Origin of the sequence: Streptomyces sp. NBC_01689 (assembly GCF_036250675.1) — a bacterium.
In the GTDB taxonomy this organism is placed as follows: Bacteria; Actinomycetota; Actinomycetes; order Streptomycetales; family Streptomycetaceae; genus Streptomyces.
This window is the reverse complement of the sequence record NZ_CP109592.1, coordinates 920,985-942,476: the sequence shown is the minus strand read 5'-3', so window position 1 is coordinate 942,476 and position 21,492 is coordinate 920,985. Positions and strand designations below refer to the sequence as shown.

The window sequence follows — 21,492 nt, the reverse complement described above, 5'->3', positions numbered from 1 at the left end:
GGGGAGCGGGCGGCCCCCCGGCTCCTGTCTCCGTTACGCCGCGGGCCCTCCGGACGACGTGGTCTGCCGGGACGACGCGGTTCCCGGCGCGGCGACGGCCTCGCCGGTCGAGACGGGGACGCCGAGCGGTCGGGCCAGGCCGACCACGCCCTCGTCCAGCCGCTGCAGATGCCGGATGACCCGGGTGGTGACCCGGTCGTGGCGCGGGCCGTCCGTCCCGTCCGGCTCCAGCAGGGCGGCGAGACTGGCGCCGGTCTCGGCCACCCCCTCCGTGTCGTCGTCCTCCACGCGGGCGACGAGGACCTCGATGTTGTGCGCGATGCGCCGGCCCGCCCTCCTCAGCCGCGGATCGGCGGCGACGGACTTGCTGTGGGGGAGAAGTTCCGCCGTCGCCGCGAGGGACCGCGCGTGATAGGCGCACGTCTCCAGGAGGGCCACCAGATAGCGCGCCGTCTGGCGGCGGGACCGCAGCGGGGTGATCGGATGGGTCAGGGGCTGCACGGAGGACCGCAGATCGTCCAGCGCCTTGTCGAGGTCACGCGCCCGGTCCAGCAGGTCGAGCGAGGGGCCGCCGCTGAGCTGGTCCACCGCCGCGCCGGTGACGTCACCGAGCCGGCGCAACACCGTGGCCAGCAGCTCGTCGGTCCGGCGGTCGGTGTGCACCGGCAGGATCAGCGCCGCCGCGATGACCCCGCAGACGGCACCCAGCGCGGTCTCCTCGATGCGCAGCACCAGCACCGCGGTGCTGTAGGTGTCGAGCAGGGTGTACAGCAGACCCAGCATCGCCGTGACGAAGAACGACATCAGGGCGTAGGACAGCGGCGCGGTGAAGAACATGGCGAAGATGAACAGCAGGACGAGCCCGAACGCCGTCCAGGTGTGGGTGCCGACCAGTCCCGCCAGCAGGGCCCCGGCGACGACCCCGAGGACGGTGCCGATCAGCCTGCGGTAGCCCTTGACGAGGATCTCCCCGGTGGAGGCCGTGTTCAGGAACACGACCCAGCAGGTCAGCACCGCCCAGTACCAGCGCTGACTGGAGAGGAACTCGCCGCCGACGATGGCCAGCGCCGAGCCGACCGCCACCTGGACCGCGGTCCGCGTCGTCGGACGCTCCCAGCCCCTCGGCCCGCCGTCCCCCCGTTCGCTCTCCTCCCGCTCGGCCTCCTCCGACCCGGCGATGGACAGGTTCTCGGCGTCCAGTTCCTCGCGGGAACGAGTAGTCGAGGGCGTGTCGTCGGACTCGTCCTGAGGCCCGTCGAGAGCCAGCCGCAGACCCATCACGGAGCGCGCCGTCTCACCGATGCCGCGGAACACGTCCTGGACAGCCGTGGAGGCCTGCGGCAGGTTCTCCTCCTCGCGGTAGCCGAGGAGCCGGTTGCGGAGATGGGCCAGCGCGGTGCCGCGGTCGTCGGTGATCGGGCGCTGGACCAGCAGGCGCAGCGCGTCGAGGTCGCGGCGCAGGGTGGCGGTGACGGAGTCCTGGGCCCGGAGGCGGTTGCCGGGCTCCGGCACCGGGGCGTGCGGCAGATGCAGGGTGAGCGTGTCGGCCCGTCGCGCGCTGCGGGCGGTCAGCAGGAGCACGCCGAGGCGCTCGGCGGCGATCTCGGCGTCGGCGACCCGGCGCTGCACCAGCGAGGCGGTGGCGCTGTCGCTGGTCCCCTCGGCCAGCCGGCCCTGGATCATCATGGCGCTCTCGTGGAGCCGGGCCGTGTGACGCCGCAGATCCTCCAGGGCCTTCTCGGCACGGTCGGGCCCGGCGTCGAGCAGGTCGATCTGCGCGGACACGAGCTGGGCCAGGCGAGCACGGAACGCCTTGCGCAGCCGGTGCAGGACGCGTTCGGGCGTCTCCGGCACGACGACGAACCGCACCAGCGCGCTGCACACGAACGCCACGGCGAGCGTGACGCACAGGCCGGGCAGCGCGGAGAAGGTGGCCCGGACGAAGAGCGAGACGAAGTAGACCTGGAACCCGATGAGGCCGAGGGCCGTCCCGCGGTCGCCGAACCGGCGGCTGTACACGGCGGCGAAGATCAGCGCGATGAAGAAGAGGTCGCCCACCACGACGGTCTTGTTGAGCAGGGCACCGAGCGTCATCGCGGCCAGGGCCACGGGCAGTCCGAGCAGGAGCGTCAGTGCCTGGCCGCGGCGTTGTGTGTCCTTGACGGCGAAGGTGCCGACCATGGCCGCCATGGCTCCGGCCACCATGTGCGTCACATTCGCGCTCAGGACGGCCAGGACGGCGAGCGTGAGTGCGATGGCGCCCACGGTCCGCAGCCCCGCCATGAGCCTCAGCAGCCCGGGATCCGATGCCTCGAATCGGTCCCAGATCCTTGTCCGGCGCGGCCGTGTCGCTGTCCTCACGCTGCCTTCCGTCCCCGCTCTCCGCCATGATCAGCGTCTCCCAGCATGGCACGGGTCGGCCACCTCGCCGCCGCGCGGGGCTCCGGGCCGCCGGTCCGCGACGGTGTCCCGGGAGCGGTGCCGAGGGGCGGGGACCGGATCGATGGCGGTGCCCGCGGTGGCGGGTGGCGCCGGCCGTCTCAGCGGTGTTCGAGGAAGACCTCGTCGCTGTAGCACCACGCCCAGGTCTCGCCGTACTCCGCCGACCGGGCGATCGGATGCCCGGTCCGTTCGTAGTGCGCCGTGGCGTGCTGCCCGCGGGAACTGTCGCAGCAGCCCAGGTGACCACAGGTGAGGCACAGCCGCAGGTGCACCCACCGCTGCCCCCGGGCGACGCACTCCGCGCAGCCCGCCGGGGTGCCAGCGGGTCCGCCCCTCCCGGGTGACGCCTCGATGGCCGGCACCACCCACTCCAGGTGGGAGCAGCTCCTGCCGTCGGGGCGGCCCCCGTCGGCGGCGACCGACCATGTCTCCATCGCTTCTCCTCGGCACGCGGTGTGCGGAAACTCCCGCCGGGCGACGGTGCCCGGCCCCGCCCGCTCAGAAAATCACGGTGGCCCATCGGTTGGCCCACCCGGAGTGCTCGCCGGCGGGGCCGCGCCCGGCCGCGTCCCGGCGTTCCGGAATCCCGCTCGTGACGTCCTTGCCGCGCCTCGCCACCGGTCCCGCGGACGCCGTCGGCGCCGAGGTCGATGCCCTGCGCCGCGAACCCTGAACTGGTGATTCGTTGATCGGATCAGCTGGTGACATGCCCGGACAACGAGTGAGCGCGAGGGAAGGAAACGCCTCCCGGGCCCCGGGGGCCCTTCCCGTGAAGCGGAGCGGCGGCCTGTCCGGCCCGTCCGAGCTGCCCCTGTCAGACCTCTGTTCCAGCGCCCTACCGGCCGGTATACAAGCGATGTTGAATCCGCAAGGGCAGCGTTCTCCTGGCCGTGGTGGCGCCCGGCGTGGCCGGAGCGTCGGCGAGGGCCCTGACCGGGCTTTGCTGTGTCAGCGACGACGGAGGAGAGTTGATGAACCATCACATGGTCCCGAGCGGCACGGCCCCACGACGACGGCACGCCCTCGCGGTGGGAGCGGCCCTCGGCTGCGGCGTCCTGCTCCTGGGGGCCGTCGCCGCGTCCCCCGCCGCGGCCGACGGAGGGCACGGACACCGGGGCGAGAAGTACGTGGCGCTCGGCGACTCCTACACCTCCGGTCCGCTGATACCCCGTCAGGTCGACGCGAACTGCGCCCGGTCCGACCAGAATTACCCCTCGCTGGTCGCGGCCGCGCGGAAGCCGGGCACCTTCACGGACGTCAGCTGCAGCGGGGCGACGACCGAGAACATGTGGAAGGCCCAGGGGACCAACGGCCCCCAGCTCAACGCGCTGGGACGCTCCACGGACCTGGTGACGGTGCAGATCGGCGGCAACGACGTCGGCTTCAGTTCCATCATCGGCACCTGTGCCGCCCTGAGCGCGAAGGACCTGACGGGCGCCCCCTGCCGCCAGTACTACAACGCGACGGGTGTCGACCAGCTGACCCTGAGCATCCTGCAGACGGCTCCCAAGCTGGCGCGGGTGCTGCGCGCCGTCCACGACCGGGCCCCGCACGCCCGTGTCCTCGTGGTCGGCTATCCGGACCTCCTGCCGGACGACGGCAGCGGCTGCTACCCGTCCGTCCCGTTCGCCGCGGGAGACTTCCCCTACCTGCGTGACGTGGGCAAGCGGCTCAACCTGGTGATGCGCGCCGTGGCGCTGTTCCACCACGCCGGCTACGTCGACACCTACAAGCCCACGGTCGGACACGACATGTGCAAGGCGCCCGCCGACCGCTGGATCGAGCCGCTGAAGCCCGCCTCACCCGCGGCCCCCGCGCACCCCAACGCCAAGGGCGAGGCGGCCATGGCCAGGGCGGTTCTCGCGCAGCTGTCCAAGGGCGGCGGGCACCGGCACTGAGTCCGCACCGCCGCGGCGTCACGGGCGCCGGCCGAACGCCCCCCGCGCCCCGTCCGGCGCGGGGGGCGTCGTCGTGTCGTCCGCCCTCCCGGACTGCCCCGGACGGGCGGGGACGCTAGAGTCCGAGTGCTGGAGGCCACCACGGCCGGACCCGACGCCCGTCGGCCCGGCGGTCCGATCCGTGGCCGCGGCGGCCGACGACGACGTCGGAGCGTGCCGTGCGGCCGTACACCGGATGCCCGTCCGTTGTCCGTGCGGTACCAGGACACCTGCTCAGCGACCTGTCGCCGGCGACGACCCTGTGGGAGATCCCTTCATGACCACGGCCAAGGACCTCTTGATCATCGCCATCGAAGTGGACCCGAGCGGGCCGGTGGGGCAGGGCGACCTGTCCCTCGCGCTGGCCGGCGCCGAACTGATCGATCTCCTGGGCACGCGGGCCGTCACCCTGACGGGCGACCGGGTGGTGCCGGCCGGGGACGCCGTGCCGGAGGACCGGCTCCTGGCCGAGGCCGTGGCCTCGCTCGACCGGGAAGCTCCGTACGAGACGGTCGACGACTGGCTGTGGCGCAGGGGACGCGACCTGTTCGCGGCTTACACGGCCGTCCTGGAGGAGGACGGGCAGCTGACGCGGGAACGCCGCCGCCGGATGTCGTTCGCGGCCCCCCGGACGACGGTGGCCGAATCGGCGGCCCGCCGCCGTGCCCTGCACCGCTGGGCGGCGGACGAGCCGGTGATCCTCGCCCTCGCCGCGGCCGTCGGCATCGAGAGCGAGCAGACCGAGGAGGAGGCGGTGGTCACCAATGACGCGGTGACGACCGTACTGGCCGCCGTCCACGACGCGGTCATGGAACTGGAGGCCGTACGGCGACGCCGGTCCTTCGAGAACGCGGCGTTCGCCAACGTGTGGCGCGGAGCCTGAGCTCCGCGGGCGTCCGGGGACGGCCCGCACGGTCGTACGTCTACCCGGCCGTGCCGTGCTCGTCACCGGACGTGCTCGGTCCGTCCCCGGACGTGCGGAGCCGGTCCGCGGCCGCGCCCGGTCCGGCCCCGGGGGTGAGGGACCCGTCCCCGGACGTGTCGAGACCGTCCCCGGACGGGTGGGGCCCGTCCCCGGGCGTGCCCGCAGCCGGGGCGGCGACCTCGCCGCGCGCACGGCGGGGGCGGATGGCCCCGGTGAACCGCTGGAACGTCCGGGTCAGCTGCTGCGGCAGCCCACCCCCGTCCATGTCGCCGGACGAAGCCTGGGCACGGGACGCCGCCCCGCGGAATTCCTTGATCTCGGCGAGTGCCGCATGCGCGAGTTCGGTCGCCTCGCGGTACTGGTCACGAGACCTGGTCATCGCCTCGAGCGCTTCGGCGTAGGCGGCCACCAGCGCGCGGGCGCGCTCCAGCTCCTCCTCCATCGTCAGCAGCTGCCACTTCTCCCGGAGCGCGGTCACGGCCTCGTCCGCCTCGCCGTTCAACGGCCGGGGCAGAGCGGCGAACCCAACGACCTTCTCCAGCAGCTCCGTCGGCTCCGACCCGTCGAGGAAGACACTGCGCACGGTGAAGTCCCCTTCCGTGTAACCGGTCCGGGCGGGTGAACCGGGCAGGATCACGGCACCGCCGCGCGGCACCCGTACGCCCAGGTCGTACAGGGCCCAGTTGACGGCCTGGAACTGGTCGGGCGCGGCGCGGTGTTCGACCACGCGGTGACGCAGAGCGGGCGGCAGCAGGCGCACCAGGGGCAGGCGGCCGCGCTCGTCGGTCGTCATCGCCTCGTGGACGACCACGTTGATGCTCCAGCTGTGCTGGGCGGCCTCGCGCAGCAGCCGGCGCAGCGCCTTGTCCTCCTGGGGAAGGGGGTTGATGTCCTGGAGGGCGAGATCGCCGACCACGTCACGGTCCCAGCGGACGACCTCGCCGTCCGCGGGCCAGAACATCGTCGCGGGGGAGGACCAGGAGAGGTCCCAGGGCCGCTCCGCCTCGGCGGCCAGCGTCCAGCGCCGCTCCTCGTCCACGTGCGGGCGTCCGTCGGTCGTGAGGCGGGCCCGTACGGTGACGGTGTCGTCGACGACCCAGCGTGCCTCGAAGACGTGCGCGTCGGGTTCCGTGGTGTTCCCGGTCTCCGCGTAGTCGAAGATCGTCCCGTCGGCCTTCAGTCTCCGCAGGTTCTCCCGGAGGATCTCCTGCGGCGCGGGCCCGGCCTGGCGTCCTCGGGCCAGCCAGACGGTGTCCGGAGCGGTGGGGCGGGCGGTGCTGGACTTGGGCATGAGTCACTTTGCGGGTGGGAGGCGGCGTGCGCTCCCAGTATGGTCGCTGCGCGCCGCGAGCGGCGACGCGAGGGCCGTGTGGATCACCGACCTCCGCTCCCGTCACCCTATGACCGTTTTCCGCATTCCGTGCACCCTTGGGCGCACGGAGCGTGATATGGACGCTTGTGGTCCGCTAAACGTGTATTTCGCGGGCGGGTGTCCGCGAAAACGAGAAGCGGCGGAAAAATAGATCGCTCCCCTTTTCCCGACGTGGTCAAACCATGGATTTCCGAGGGGGTTCACCGCGACCAATGGGCGACCCGGCCGGCCGTGCCGCGAAGTCCGTCCAATGGGTGCGTCGCACTCGCAATCCGCGAGGGCGGGGGAGAGGTGTCCGGGGCCGGCGAGGGCGGTCCCGGGCACCCGGACGCGATCGCTCCGTAGTAGCCGAGCTGGTACTCCGACGGCGCTAACGAACTGGTGAACCCGTGTCACGAGGACCGGCCGGACCCCGTCCGCGGGCCTGTCGGCTTCCGGCGCCGAAAGCCCCCGGCGCGGATCCCGGGCCCGCGAAATCACATCTGTTAATTCGGCCCCGCCGGGGAAGACGGTCGATACGGAGAGGCGCCTCCCGTGACTTGACGCTTATTTGGTGAACCGGCGGAGAATCCGCGACCCGCATGCGCACGCGGCGGCTCGGGGATTTCGGCGACCCTGAAATAGGGGCCATTGACAGGCTCTCGTGAGCTGATCAATTATCGCCGTGCATCCCGGTGGCCGGTTTCGGCCCCGTGGTCGGACGGCGTGCCGGTGTTCGAGCGGCGCCCTGAGCGAGAAGGCTGGTACGGAACATGCCGGATGGCGGTGATACGGGCAGGGGTCCGTTACCCCCTGGCAACGTTGTCCCCCCGGCGGCGGCATCCGGGCTCCCGGCCCGCCGCACCCGGCATCTCCCTTCGTTCCCCTTCCGCGCGGCGGGGCGGCGACCGCCGCACCACCCGTCGCTCCCCCGAGGAGCCGTCCGAGGCCGGGGCATCCCCCGGCGACGCTCCTTCCGAACGGTACGCAGGGCACGACAGTGACGTCTCCCTGACGCGCGTACCGACCGAACAGCATCCGTGACTCTCGAAACCAGTACCCCTGCAGACGGGAAGAGCCAGCTTTGTCGGTGCAACAGCCCCCCCACGTCCCCACGCCCCACCGACTCGTGGACCCAGTGTCCCAGGACGGCCCCGTGTCCGAGGACGGTCCCGTGTCCGAGCGGCCGGACCCCTCCGACCTCGCCCCGGCCTCCTTCGCCCAGCAACGACTCTGGTTCCTCTGCCAGTTGCCGGGCGCGAACGAGGCGTACAACGAGCCGATCGCCTTCACGCTGCGCGGCCCTCTGGACCGTGCCGTCCTCGCCCGGGCCCTCGACGCTGTGGTGGACCGCCATCAGGTGCTGCGCACCCGCCTCACGGCCGTCGACGGAGAGGTCTACCAGCGGATCGGCCCGCCGGGCGCGGGGTTCCCGCTCACCACCGACGACCTCTCCGGCGTGGCAGACGCCGAGGCCCGGCTCGACGCGCTCCGGCTGGAGGAGGTCTCGGCCCCCTTCGACCTCGCGCGGGGCCCGCTCGGCCGCGGCCGGCTCGTCATCCTCGCCCCCGGACACCACGTCCTGCTGCTGACGATGCACCACACCGTCTTCGACGGCCGGTCGATGAACGTGATGATGCGCGAACTCGGCACGCTCTACACCGCATTGGCCGAAGGCGACCCCGACCCGCTGCCCGCACTCCCGATCCAGTACGCGGACCACGCCCGCGCCCAGCGCGCCCGCGTCCTCGGCGGCGAGCTCGCCGCCGAGGCGGACCACTGGCGCGAGACCCTGCGTGGAGCGCCGCCGCTGACCGGACCTCCCACCGACCGGCCGCGCCCGGCGGAACAGGATCTGCGCGGCGGACGCGTCGAGTTCACCCTCGACGCCGACCTGACCGCCGCCCTGCGCGCACTCGCACGACGCCACGGCGGCACCCTCTTCGTCGCCGTCCTGACCGGATGGACCCTCCTGATGGCGCGGCTGAGCGGCCGCGACGACGTCGTCGTGGGCACGCCGACGGCCAATCGCCCGCGCGGGGACGCCGCCGGACTCATCGGCTTCTTCGTCAACTCCCTCCCGCTGCGCGTCGATCTCTCCGACACCCCCGATGCCGCCGAGGCCCTGCTCCGGGTCAGGGCCGTCCTGCGCGCCGCCCTCGACCACCAGGACCTGCCGCTCGAACGCATCGTGGAACTGGTCAACCCGCCGAGGAGTGTCTCCCACACCCCCCTCTTCCAGACGATGTGCGCCTGGGTGCCCGAACGCGGCGGCCTGCTGAGCCTGCCGGGCGTCGACACCGAACCGCTCGACATCTCCTACGCACCGGCGAAGTTCGACCTCGCCCTGTCCGTCACCGAGTCGGACGGGCGCACGGTCGGGCATCTCGACTACGCCCGGGCGCTGTTCGACCACGACACCGCGGAGCGCTACGTACGCCAACTGCGCCACCTGCTGGCCGACATGGCCGAACGGCCGGACGCACCGGTCGACACGCTGGACCTGATGGACGGGCGGGAGCGGCGGGAACTGCTCGCCGACTGGGACGCCGCCGAGGGAACGGACCCGGTGCCCGCGACGCCCGGCCTCCTCGCCCGCTTCGACGAGCAGGTGCGGCTCCGTCCGGCGCGGACGGCGCTGGTGTGCGAGGACGAGGTGCTCGACTACGCCACCCTGGACCGGCGGAGCGACCGCCTCGCCCGGGCCCTCGCGGCGCGCGGGGTGCGATCCGGCCAGGTCGTCGGCCTCCACACCGGACGCTCCACGGGATACGTCGTCGGAGCTCTCGCCATCCTGAAGGCGGGCGCCGCCTATCTGCCACTGGACCCCGCGCAGCCACGGCTGCGGCTCGCCGCCATGGTGCGGGACGCGCGGCCCGCCCTGGTCCTCAGCGACCGGCCGGAGGCGGACCGGCCCGCCGACTGGTGCGCCCTCACGGAGGTCGAGGCCGCCGCCGACGACCTGGCACCGCCCCGGCCGGACCACGATCCGGAGCGGCTGGCGTACGTGATCTACACCTCCGGCTCGACCGGCAGCCCCAAGGGCGTGGCGGTGACCCACGGCAGTGTCATCAACCTGTTCGACAACTGGCTGACCCGGATGGGCTCCGCGCCGGGTGAAGCCGCCTCCGCGTGGTCGAGCATCGGCTTCGACGCCTCCGTGCACGAGCTGCTGATGCCGCTCACCACCGGCGGCGAACTCCATCTCGTCCCGGACGACCTGCGCGGCGACCCCGAAGCGCTGCTGCACTGGATGCGCGAACACCGCGTCGTGCAGGCCTTCCTGCCCCCGTCCTACATCAGGTGGATCGACGAGGATCCCGGAAAGCGGCTGCACGGACTCGCGTTGCGTCAGGTGCTGACCGGCGTGGAGTCCCTGCCCGAGGCGGCGCTGCACCGCATGCGGCAGCATCTGCCCGGACTGCGGATCTGCTTCGGCTACGGGCCGACCGAGGCCACCCTCTACAGCACGGCCCACTACGACCCGCAGCCGCTCGACCGGCCCTGCCCCATCGGCCGGCCCCTCGCGGGAACCCGGCTGTACCTGCTCGACCACCGGATGCAGCCCGTGCCGGTGGGCGTCGCCGGAGAGGTGTACCTCGGTGGCGCGAGCCTCGCCGCGGGCTATCTGCACCGGCCCGACCTGACCGACGAGCGGTTCCTGCCCGACCCGTTCGTCCCCGGTGAGCGTGTCTACCGGACCGGGGACCTCGCCCGACGGCTGCCCGACGGGACCGCCGTGTACCTCGGACGCGCGGACGACCAGGTCAAACTGCGCGGCTTCCGCATCGAACCGGCCGAGGTCGAGGCCGCCCTGCTCGACGTGCCGGGAGTGCGTGAGGCCGCCGTGCTGCTGGACCGGGAGTCGGCCGCCGAGCCCCGGCTCGTCGCGGGCGTCGGCCGCGGCGACACTCCCGCCCGCGCACCGCACGAGTGGCGCGCGGCCCTGGCCGACCGACTGCCCGACTACATGATCCCGGCGGTCGTCGTCGAGATGCCGTCCCTGCCGCTGAGCCGCAACGGCAAGCTCGACCGGGAGGCCCTGCTGCGCCAGGCGGGGGAGACCGTCCTCGGCCAGGTCAACACGGCCAGCCCGCGCGACCACATTGAGTTGACGCTGTATCAGATATGGCGGGAGATCCTGCTGTTCCCCGACATCGGCATCAGCGACAGCTTCTTCGACATCGGCGGCACCAGTCTCTCGGCCATCAAGATGGCCCACCGCGTACGCGACCGCCTCGGCGCCACGATCCCGGTCCGCGACCTGATGCTCCACCCGACCATCGAAGCGCTCGGCGGACTCGTCCGGCAGGAGCGGTCGGGCCCCCCGCCCAGCAACCTCATCGAGTTCAGGGCCGGTTCCGGCCAGGGGAACGTCATCTGCGTCCACCCCGCCGGCGGTACCGCGTTCTGCTACCTCTCCCTGGCCGCGACCCTGCCCGAACAGGTCGGCCTGTACGGCATCCAGTCCCCGGGGGTGAACCCGGGGGAGGAGTTCCTGCCCAGCGTCGAAGCCATGGCCGAGGCCTACCTCCGGCTCGTCGCCCCGCTCGGCGACGGTCCCCTCGTCCTCACCGGGCTCTCGTACGGCGGTCTCGTCGCGCACGAGATGGGACGCCGTCTGGCACGGGCCGGCCGCCGCGGCGTCGGTGTGGTGCTCCTCGACACCCAGGCCACCGACGATCCCGCGGCACGCGCGGCGGTCGAGCCCGTGGACCTGGCCGAGTTCAAGGACAAGCTCGTGAAGTTCAACGGCATGTACCCGGGCATCGACGACGAACAGATCGACCAGTACTTCCGCATCTACAACCACAACCGGATGACCGCCCGCGACCACGTCCCGGCCCCGTCGGCGGCGCGGCTGGTCCTGGTCCAGGCGGTCGGCGGCGAGCCCGATCCGGTGTACGTCTCGGACGTCCGCGCCTTCTGGCAACGGCGTGCCGAGGGCGACTTCCGCGTCGAGCCACTGGACTGTGACCACTGGGAAGTCCTGGAGAACACCGAGGTCCCGCACGTGGCCCGGCAGATCGAGACGGAACTCGCCGCGCTCGGCGCGGTGTTCGCCACCCCCGGGGAGGAGGCGTGATGAACGACCAGGACCCCGGCGCCGCGCAGCCGCCGACGCTCGCCGACGCCGTCCTCGCGCAGGCCCGCCGCCGTCCCGCCGCCACCGCCGTGATCGACGGCGAGCGCGCCCTCGACTACGCGGAACTGGACCGCCGCAGCCTGGCCATGGCCCGAGGTCTGCGCGCGCACGGCGTCCGCCCGGGGCAAGCGGTCGCGGTGCGGCTGCCCCGCTCCTGGCAACTGGTGTGCGTGATGCTCGGCATCCGCCGGGCCGGTGCCACCGTGGTGCCGCTCGACGCGCAGAGCCCGGCCGGGCGCCGACGCCACATTCTCGACGACTCCGGAGCCCGCGTCCTCGTGCTGGACACCGACACGGAGGACCCGGAGGTCCCCGCGGCGGTGCGGCACCTGCACGCCGCGGACCTCCTCGACACGACCGGCGCGGGCCCCTCGGCGGAGCCCGTGGCGGACGTCGGCCGGGGTGACCGGCTCGCGGACCGCCTCGGCAACGAGCCGGCCACCGGCACCCGTACCGGTGGCCGTACCGGTACGGGTTCCGTCTCGGGCGGCGACGACCCCGTGGCCTTCCTCTTCTACACCTCGGGCACCACGGGCCGCCCCAAGGGCGTCGAGGTACGGGACGCCGGCGTGCTGCGCCTGGCTCGTCCCGGCCCGATCCGCCTGGCTGAGGACGCGCGGTGCGCGAGTCTGTCCAACCCGGCCTTCGACGCGCTCAGTTTCGAGGTCTGGGTGCCGCTGCTGAGCGGCGCGACCTGTGTGATCCTCGACGACGCGCAGGCCCGTGACCCGCACCTGCTCGCGGACGGCCTGCGCCGGGCCCGTATCGACGCCGTGTTCGTCACGACCGCCCTGTTCAACGCCGTCGTCGACAAGGTGCCCACCTGCTTCGACACCGTCGGACGTGTCCTCGTCGGCGGCGAGCAGCTCAACGCCGTCCGCATCCGGCAGTGGTACCGCGACAACCCGGACGCCCCGACCCGTCTCGTCAACGTCTACGGCCCGACCGAGTGCACCACCTTCGCGCTGGCCCACCCGATCCCCCGCGACTTCGACGGGGACGTGGTCCCCGTGGGACGCCCCCTGCCGGCCACCGGAGCCCTGCTGGCCGTCGACGGCTCCCGCCCGGCGGAGACCGGGGAGGTCGGCGAACTCCTCCTGTCGGGCGAGGGTTTGGCGATCGGCTACCGCTCGCTGCCCGAGGAGACCGCGCGCCGCTTCGTCCGGCTGCCCTGGCACGACGGCGGCCGGGACCTCTGGTACCGCACCGGCGACCTCGTCCGCCGCGACACCTCCGACGACATCACCTACGTCGGCCGCACCGACCGACAGGTCAAGGTCCGCGGCTTCCGCATCGAACCGGGCGAGGTGGAACGGCAGCTCACCGCCCATCCCGCCGTCCGCCAGGCCCATGTCTGCACCCTCCGTGACGTCGACGGCGCCCACGAACTACTGGCCTACCTGGTCCTCGGCTCCACGATGACGTTCGAGGAGTACGACCGTCATCTGGCCGCCGTCCTCCCGGCGTACATGCGTCCGCACCGCACCCACCTCGTGGACGCCCTGCCCCGCAACCCCAACGGCAAGATCGACGAAGCCGCGTTGCTGAACTCACCGGCCGAGCCGTGGCGGCGCGTCCGCACCGACGACCCCGAGGTGACCGAGGACCAGCGGCAACTGCTGGAGCTGGCCGGGACCATGCTCGGCATGTCCGGCCTGCGGCCCGACGACCGCTGGATCCCCAACGGCGGTGACTCGCTGAAGGCGCTCCGGCTGTGCTTCGAGATCCGTGACCGCTGGCACGTCGACCTGCCCCAGTCCCTCGTCCTGCAGGCCGACTTCGCCGCACTGAGCGACGCGATAGCCGACGGTGGCGAGCGATCACTCCCGCACCCGCCGCCGGTGGCGGCACCGAGCGGGCTGCGCACCGCACCGGCCACCTCGGAACAGCAGCGCCTGTGGCTGCTGCACCGGCGTGACCCGCACAGCCGGGCCTACGACGTTCCGCTCGCCTTCCACCTGGAAGGCCCCGTCGACGAGGACGCCCTGCGCGCCGCCCTGCGCCGACTCGTCGAGCGGCACCCCGCGTTGCGGACCTCCTTCCGTGCCGCGCCGGATGGCCTGCTCCAGGAGATCGGGGATCCGTACGACCCCTGGCAGCCGCCGGACGGGCTCCGGACGCCGACCGCGTCCGCCGTCCCCGACCCGCCCGCCGTGTCCGGCGCGCCGCACCCGTCCCATGCGCCCGCCGAGTCCGTCGTCCCTCACCCGCTCGCCGTGTCCGCCACGCCGCGCCTGTCCGTAGCGCCCGTAGCGCCCGCCGAGTCCGCCGCGTCCGCCGTGCCGACCGCCGCAGAGGCGGCGACGGCGTCGGACAGGCCCGCCGTGACCGGCTGGCGGGAAGCGGCCCGTCACTTCTTCGCCCCACCCTTCGACCTGGGCACACCGCGCATGCTCCGGGCGGCCCTCGTCCAGGACACCGAGGGCTCCGTCCTGCTGCTGCACCTGCACCACATCGCCGTCGACGGCTGGTCCCTCAGCACCCTCTTCCGCGACCTGTCGGCCGACTGCGCCGAGCCGGCGGACGGCACGCGCGACACCCGGTCCGAGGACAGCACGGCCGTCACCACGGCTGCCACCGCGTCCGTCACCCCGGTGGACTTCGCGCTGTGGCAACGGGACTGGCACGGCAGCCCCGCCTACCGTCACCAGCGTGACACGCTCCGCCGCCACTACGCCGCCCTGGAAGCCCCCGCTCCCGTCCCGCCGACGGAGGCCGGTACTCCCCGCGCGCGCCTGCTGCGCACCTCGCTCGACCTCGTCCGTCGCTCCCGGCTCGACCGGCTGGGCGCCGACCTCGGGCTCACCCGCTTCCAACTCCTGCTGGCGGCCTACTCCTGGAGCCTGTACGGAGTGACCGGCGCCACCCGTCCGCTCGTCGCCGCGCCCGTCGCGGGCCGGCCCCGAGCCGAATTCGACTCCACCGTCGGCATGTTCGCCAACACCGTGCTGCTCCCCACGGAACTCGCCCCCGGCCGTCCGCTGCGCGAGCAGCTCGCCGCGCAGGCCGCCGGGGCCCAGGAGGTCCTGCGACGCCAGGACGTGGCACTCTCGGATGTCCTCACCGACCACCGTTTCGGCGGCGACGGACCGCCGTTCGACTTCATGTTCGTCCTGGAGAACACCGACTTCGACGCGTTCTCCCTGCCGGGCTGCCGCGTGCGCCCCCTCTGGGTGGAGGCCACCGAGGCGAAATGCGCGCTCACCCTTTCCGTGGTGGAGCGCGAGGACGGCTTCGACTGCCTTTGGGAGTACGCCGAGGAGCGGATCGACACCGAACGCGTCACCGCCGCCGCGCGGTTGTTCCGGCGAGCGGTGGACCTGCTCACCGAGGACCGCGCCGACACCCTCACCGACCTCGTGGCCCCCTACCGGCGCGCCCTGCCCGAACCAGGGCGCGGCGCCGAGACGACGCCCGCCTTCACCACGGTGGCGGAGGGATTCGCGCGCCAGGTCCGCCGCACCCCCGACGCACCCGCCGTCACCTCCGGGGACCGCACCCTCACGTACACCGAACTCGACGCCCGTGCGGCCGCCTTGGCGGCCGAACTGCTCCGCGGTCACCCGGTTCCCGCCGACCCGCGGACGCCTGCCCGGATCGCGCTCCACCTGCCTCCCTCGGTCGAGCACGTGGTCGCCCTCCTGGCCGCGGCACGCCTCAACCTCACCGTCGTCCCCCTGGACCCCGCCTACCCTCCCGCCCTGCTGCGCGAGGTGCTGCGGCAGATCGACCCGGTCTGCGTCCTCGTGGCACCCGGTGGGGACGGGAACCTCGCCGCGATCGCGCCGCCGGACCTCCACCGGCACACCGTCGACCTCGGGGACCTCGGGGCCCTCGCGGCCCGCGACCTGTCCGCCGGACCGAACGAGCCCGGACCGGCCGAGCCCGGACCGACCCCGCACCCGGGACTCCGGCCGCTGTACACGCTGTTCACCTCCGGTTCCACCGGCACCCCCAAGGGGGTCGACGTCCCGGACCGCACCCTGTGCAATCTGCTGCACTGGCAGGCCGGCGCGGGCGGCCTGCCCGGCGCGGCGGTCACCCAGCAGTTCTCGATGCTCTCCTTCGACGTGTCGTTCCAGGAGGTCTTCACCACGCTCTGCTCGGGCGGCCGGCTGCAGCTGGTGCGCCCCGAGTGGCGACAGGATCTGCCCGCCCTGCTCGACCAGTTGGAGAGCGCCGGGGTGGAGCGGCTGTTCCTGCCCTGCGTGGCACTGCAGCTCCTCGCCGAACACGCGGTCCACAGCGGCCGGTTCCCCTCCCGGCTGCGTGAGGTGATCGCCGCGGGGGAGCAACTTATGTGCACCGACGCCGTCCGCGCCTGGTTCGCCGGCATGCCCGGCGCCCGGCTGTTCAACCACTACGGACCCACCGAGACGCATGTCGTCAGCGCCCTCTGCCTCGACGGCGATCCCGCGGAGTGGCCGTCGCGTCCGGCCGTCGGACGGCCCGTGGACAACGCCGTCCTGCGGGTGGTCGACGAGAGCGGCGAGCCGGTGCCGCCGGGGGCCACCGGAGACCTGCTGATCGGCGGTGCCATGGCAGCGCCCTGCTATCTGGGCGACAACGACCTCAACCGCATCCGCTTCGTCGAGCTGCCCGGCGCCGGTACCTTCTACCGCAGCGGCGACCACGCGCACTTCGACGGCGACGGACTGCTCCACTACGACGGACGCGCCGACGATCAGATCAAACTCAGCGGTCACCGGCTGGAGTTGGGCCAGGTCGAAGCCGCGCTGCTGAGCCACCCGGCCGTCCTCGGCGCCCTGGTGGTCCAGGACGGTGAAGGACTCGTGGCCCTCCTGCAGTGCCGGGGCGACGACGACCCGGACCCCGCGGAACTCACCCGTCATCTGGCCGGACTGCTGCCCCCGCACGTACGCGTCCGTGACTTCCGCCGCGTCGACGCGCTGCCCCGCACCCCGAGCGGCAAGCTCGACCGGCGGACGGCGCCCACGACCGGAAGGGAACTGCGAGCCACCGGCGCGGCCCCCGAACACGCCACGGAACGGGAGGCCCGGCTCTGCGCGCTGTTCCTGCGCGTCACCGGCAAGGCCGTCGCACCCGACCAGCGCTTCTTCGACGCCGGGGCCAGCAGCCTGGACCTGATGCGCTTCCACCTGCGCTGCGGTGCCGACCTGGGCCTCGTGTTCACCGTCGCCGACCTCTTCGAACACGTCACCGTCCGCAGCCTGAGCCGCCATCTGGACACGGTGAACGGCGCGGCGCCCCCGACCGGCCCCGGCCACGACACGGCCGGCGGACCCGGGGCCCGCCCCGGGGCCCCGACGCCGGCCGGGACGGCACACGGGCAGGAGACGACCGAGCCCGTCGCCGTCATCGGCATGGCGGTCCGCCTCCCCGGCGCCCCCGACCTGGCCGCCTTCTGGCGCATGGTGGAATCGGGCGGCCGAGGCATCACGTACTTCCCCGCGGCCGAGGGCCGCGTGGGCGCGCGCAGCCAGCTGGACGGCCCGCTCGCCTTCGACCCGGAACGCTTCGGCATCAGCCGCCAGGAAGCCCGGCTGATGGACCCCCAGCAGCGGCACCTGCTGATGAGCTGTGTCGAGGCACTCGCCCACGCCGGCATCGCGGACCCCGGCACGTCGCGCACCGGTCTGATCGCCGGCTGCGGCGAGAACACCTACTTCCAGTCGATGCTCCGCGAGGCCGACCCCGCCGAACTGCCCGACAGCTTCCGCATGGCCCTGCACCACGACAAGGACTTCCTGGCCACCAAGGCGGCCTACCACCTGGGCCTGACCGGGCCCGCCTTCACCGTGCAGGCCGCCTGCGCCAGTTCGCTGGTCGGAGTCCATGTCGCGGCCGGACTGCTGCGCCAGGGGGACGCCGACATCATGCTCGCCGGGGGCGTCCTCGTCGACCCGCTGCTGACGGACGGCTACACCTACCGGCCCCAGCACATCTTCTCCCCGGACGGTCACTGCCGCCCCTTCAGCGACGACGCGGGGGGCACGGTCGGCGCCAGCGGCGTGGGCGTCGTCGTACTGAAGACCCTGAGCCGGGCACGGCTAGACGGCGACACCGTGTACGCCGTCATCACCGGCTCGGCCGTGAACAACGACGGCTCCGAGAAGCTCGGTTACAGTGCCCCGTCGGTGACGGGCCAGCGCGAGGTCATCCGGACCGCCCTGCGCCGCAGCGGCCGCACCGGCTCCGACGTCGGATACGTCGAGGCGCACGGCACCGGCACCCGCCTCGGTGACCCCGTCGAGGTCGGCGCGCTGCGCCAGGCCTTCGACCTGGCGGACTCAGCGCACTGCGCACTGTCGTCCGTGAAGAGCCAGATCGGTCATCTGGGCGCGGCGGCGGGCGTAGTGGGCCTGGTCCGCGCCGCTCTCTCGGTCCACCACGGACTGATCCCGCCGAACATCGACTTCCGGCGGCTCAACCCGGAGATCGGGTCGGATCCGACGCCGTTCCACGTACCCGCCACCGCCCGCGCGTGGCCGGACGGGCGGCCGCGCGTCGCCGGGGTGAGCAGTTTCGGCATCGGCGGCACCAACGCCCATCTGATCCTCGAACACCCCGACACCCCGCCGTCGGAGCGCGCACCCGGCACGATCCCGTGTCTCGTGCTGTCGGGCGGGAGCGAGCGAGCGCTGCGCGCGGACGCCGGACGCGTCGCCGAGTACCTGACCGGCAGGCCGGAGACGTACGCGCAGGTGCTGCGACACCTCCAGGCGGGCCGCCCGGCACTCGCGTACCGGGCGGCGACCGTCGCCCACAGCCCCCAGAGCGCGATCAGTTGGCTGCGCGGGCTGGCCGACGGCGACGTACCCCTGACCCCCGACGAGGACACCACGCCGCCTTCCCACCCGGACCAGCGGCGGGCGAGCGGCCCCGGCGGAGCGCCGGACCTCCGCAAGGCGGAGCCGTCCGACCACGGCCTCCGCCCTCGGCCCGACGCCGACGACTCACGGGCCCGGGAGACGTCGCGCGCCTGGGCGGGAGGTGAGACCCCCGCCTGGCCCGAGGGCCCCGCGCCGGCCCCCTGGGACTTCCCGCCCCCGTCCTTCGACCTGACCGACCACGACTTCCCACGCGCCACCCCCGCACCCCGCACCGCGCCCGAGCCACCACCGGCGCTCTCCGGCACGGGGGCGCCGGACAGGGCACCCGAGGAGCAGTGGCTCCACCAGACCATCTGGGCACGGTCCCGGCGGGCCGTCCCGGCCGACGGGCCGCCCTCGCACCGGGTCGTGGTCGTCGTCGCCGACGGGTCCACGGCACCGGAGGACTGGCGAGGTCTCGAAACGGGCCACACCCGCGTCGTGCACGTCACCGCCGCGTCCGCCTACGCCCGGGTCGCGGACGACCGCTACGAGGTCGACCCGGCCGATCCACAGGCACTCACCCACCTGCTGAAAGTGCTGACACGGGACGCCGACGACGGGGTGGAGTGGCTGCACGCACTGCCCCTCGCCGTCCGGGGACCGGTCGACGAAGACTCCCTCGAACACGCCCGGCACGCCTGCCTCGACGCCCCCGCCGCGCTGTGCCAGGCCCTCGCCGGGCTGCCGGCCCACCTGCGGCCGCGCGTGTGGTGGCTGTCCCACCGGGCCCAACCGGTCACCGGCCCGGTCGACCGTCCCGAACTCGCGCTGCTGGCCGGGGCGGTCGACGTGCCGCGCCAGGAGATCGGCCTCGACACCCGCTGGCTCGACCTGCCCGGCGGCGAACCCGCCGACTGGGCCCATCTGTTGCCCCTGGTCCTCACCGACGAACCCGCGGCCAGCCGACCGGAACCGCGGCTGGCGCTGCGCGGCGGCTACTGGTGGCGTCCCGCGCGGCAGCCCGTACCCCGGCCGCTCCCGCACGGTGGCGCCGCCCTCGCCCGCGGCACCGGCACCCACCTGATCCTCGGCGGGACCGGAGGCATCGGCGCGAGCATCGCGGCCTGGCTGCTCGAACACACCGAAGGCCGCGTCGTCCTGCTGGCCCGCCGCCCCCACCTGCCGCCCGCGCTGAGCGCGCACTCGGCGCGGGTCACCCTCGTCGAGGCCGACCTCGCCGAAGGGAACCGCGACGCCGTACTGGACCTGCTCGCCCCCCACCTCGGACGGCTCGACGGCATCGTGCACGCGGTGGGCACCGCGGCCGGAGCGCTCCTCGCCCGCCGGGACGGCCACGCCCTGCGCCACGCGACGGAGGCCAAACTGCGCGCTGCGCTGCTCACCGAGCGGCTGATCGCCCTGCACCGTCCCCGCTACGCGGCCTACTGCTCATCGCTGTCCGCCCAGTTCGGAGGCGTCGGCCAGTTCGACTACGCCGCCGCGGGCGGAGTCCTGGACGCCTTCGCGCACCACGATCCGGACCCCTCGGACTCCGCCACCGTACGGCTGGGCATCGGCTGGGACGTGTGGCGGGAGACCGGCATGGCCCTCGACTCGCTCACCACCGACGCACGCCACCAGGAACACCTGGCGGTGGGACTCTCCTCGGCCGAGGGACTGCGCGCCTTCGCCGACGCCCTGGAGGCACAACTGCCGCACCTCCTCGTGTCCACCACTCCGCTCGAAGCCTCCCGGTACTTCTACGAACCCCCGCCACGGACCGGCACGGACCCGGCGACGGCCCGGACGACGCCCACCGCATTCGACGAACTGACCCAAGCGGTATGCCAGTTGCTCGGCGTGGACAGCTTCGACCCGGAGACCTCGCTGTACGATCTCGGAGCCGACTCGCTCACCCTGCTGGACCTGCTCTCCGAGGTGAAACGGCTGTACGGCGTCGACCTCGACCTCGCCCGCCTCGGCCACCGGGCCAGCCTGAACGAGATCCTGGCCCAACTCGGCCCGCCCGCAACGCCGGACACCCCCGACGACCCCGTCTCCGTGGAGATCTGGCAGCGGGGCGACGGCGCGGACGTGCTGTGCCTGATCCATCCGGTCGGCGGCGACATCCAGGCCTACCGGCCCCTGGTGTCGGCGCTCGACCCGCACACCACGGTCTGCCTGATCCCCGACCCCGCGCTGCGCGACCCCGGCCTCCCCGGCTGGTCGGTCGACGAACGCGCCGCCCGCTACCACGCGGCGCTGCGCGCCCGCTTCCCCGACCGGGACACCCGACTCCGGCTCGCCGGATGGTCGTTCGGCGCCCTCGTCGCCCTGTCCATGGCCGCCGAGGCGGAGACGACCGGCCGTACCGTCGCAGGGCTTTACCTCCTCGACCCGCCACCCGCCCACGGCCCGGCACGCACCCACGGCTACGACGACCACGACCTCCGTACCGTCTTCGAACACGAACTGCGCGGCAACGGCGCCCAGTCGCCCCTCGCCGGAGCCGGACAGGCCTACGCCGAACGGCTCGCCCACTGCTGCCGGGCGAACCTCGACGCGATGAGCACCCACACCCCGCCCCGGCTCACCCGCACCCCGAGCACCCTGTGGCTGGCGACCAACGCAGTCACCGACCTCCCCCCGGCCCCGGACGCCCGGTCGACGGCCGGGGAATGGCGCGCTCTCCTGCCCGACGGCTCGGCCGTGCACCGACTGCGCGTCTCGCACTACGAGATCGTCACCGGCCCGCACATCGAACGCGTCGCCCGCACGATCAACGACGGGGCGCCGACGCGACACCGCCCCGGCGGCGGAGCAAGGCACCCCCGGCCGTCCACCGCCGCTCCCACACCGCCCCCGCCGGCGAACCACTCCTGAACTCCCCGTAC

7 protein-coding genes are annotated in these 21,492 nt (G+C 73.4%); 4 read left to right on the top strand and 3 right to left on the bottom strand.

Features of this window, described 5'->3' with window-relative positions; translation table 11 throughout:
* Positions 1–33: 33 nt before the first annotated feature.
* Complete coding sequence (locus OG776_RS03740; protein ID WP_329323640.1) at positions 34–2,283, bottom strand: FUSC family protein; 2,250 nt, start codon at positions 2,281–2,283, stop codon at positions 34–36.
* Positions 2,284–2,540: 257 nt separating this feature from the next.
* A complete protein-coding gene (locus OG776_RS03735) occupies positions 2,541–2,876 on the bottom strand; it encodes a UBP-type zinc finger domain-containing protein (protein WP_329318867.1) in 336 nt (111 codons plus the stop codon).
* Positions 2,877–3,413: 537 nt separating this feature from the next.
* On the opposite strand from OG776_RS03735, the gene OG776_RS03730 reads away from it, so the two are divergent.
* Complete coding sequence (locus OG776_RS03730; protein WP_329318865.1) at positions 3,414–4,340, top strand: SGNH/GDSL hydrolase family protein; 927 nt, start codon at positions 3,414–3,416, stop codon at positions 4,338–4,340.
* Between the two features lie 316 nt (positions 4,341–4,656).
* Entirely contained in the window at positions 4,657–5,262 is a 606-nt protein-coding gene (locus tag OG776_RS03725) for a GOLPH3/VPS74 family protein (protein WP_329318863.1), read from the top strand.
* A 40-nt stretch (positions 5,263–5,302) separates the two neighbouring features.
* Here OG776_RS03725 and OG776_RS03720 read toward each other — a convergent pair whose 3' ends face one another.
* Positions 5,303–6,595 carry a hypothetical protein gene (locus tag OG776_RS03720; protein WP_329318861.1) on the bottom strand — a complete coding sequence of 431 codons (1,293 nt, stop codon included), beginning with the start codon at positions 6,593–6,595 and terminating at the stop codon, positions 5,303–5,305.
* Between the two features lie 1,234 nt (positions 6,596–7,829).
* Between OG776_RS03720 and OG776_RS03715 the strand changes: the two genes are divergently transcribed.
* Positions 7,830–11,741: a non-ribosomal peptide synthetase gene (locus OG776_RS03715; RefSeq protein ID WP_329318859.1), complete on the top strand. Its 3,912-nt coding sequence runs from the start codon at positions 7,830–7,832 to the stop codon at positions 11,739–11,741.
* A complete protein-coding gene (locus OG776_RS03710) occupies positions 11,741–21,481 on the top strand; it encodes a non-ribosomal peptide synthetase (RefSeq protein WP_329318857.1) in 9,741 nt (3,246 codons plus the stop codon). The genes OG776_RS03715 and OG776_RS03710 overlap by 1 nt, the downstream gene beginning before the upstream one ends.
* Positions 21,482–21,492: the final 11 nt, after the last annotated feature.

Coding starts and splice junctions, on each gene's coding strand:
- OG776_RS03740 (WP_329323640.1), bottom strand. CDS start 2,283: ATGGCGGGGCTGCGGACCGTGGGCGCCATCGCACTCACGCTCGCCGTC.
- OG776_RS03735 (WP_329318867.1), bottom strand. CDS start 2,876: ATGGAGACATGGTCGGTCGCCGCCGACGGGGGCCGCCCCGACGGCAGG.
- OG776_RS03730 (WP_329318865.1), top strand. CDS start 3,414: ATGAACCATCACATGGTCCCGAGCGGCACGGCCCCACGACGACGGCAC.
- OG776_RS03725 (WP_329318863.1), top strand. CDS start 4,657: ATGACCACGGCCAAGGACCTCTTGATCATCGCCATCGAAGTGGACCCG.
- OG776_RS03720 (WP_329318861.1), bottom strand. CDS start 6,595: ATGCCCAAGTCCAGCACCGCCCGCCCCACCGCTCCGGACACCGTCTGG.
- OG776_RS03710 (WP_329318857.1), top strand. CDS start 11,741: ATGAACGACCAGGACCCCGGCGCCGCGCAGCCGCCGACGCTCGCCGAC.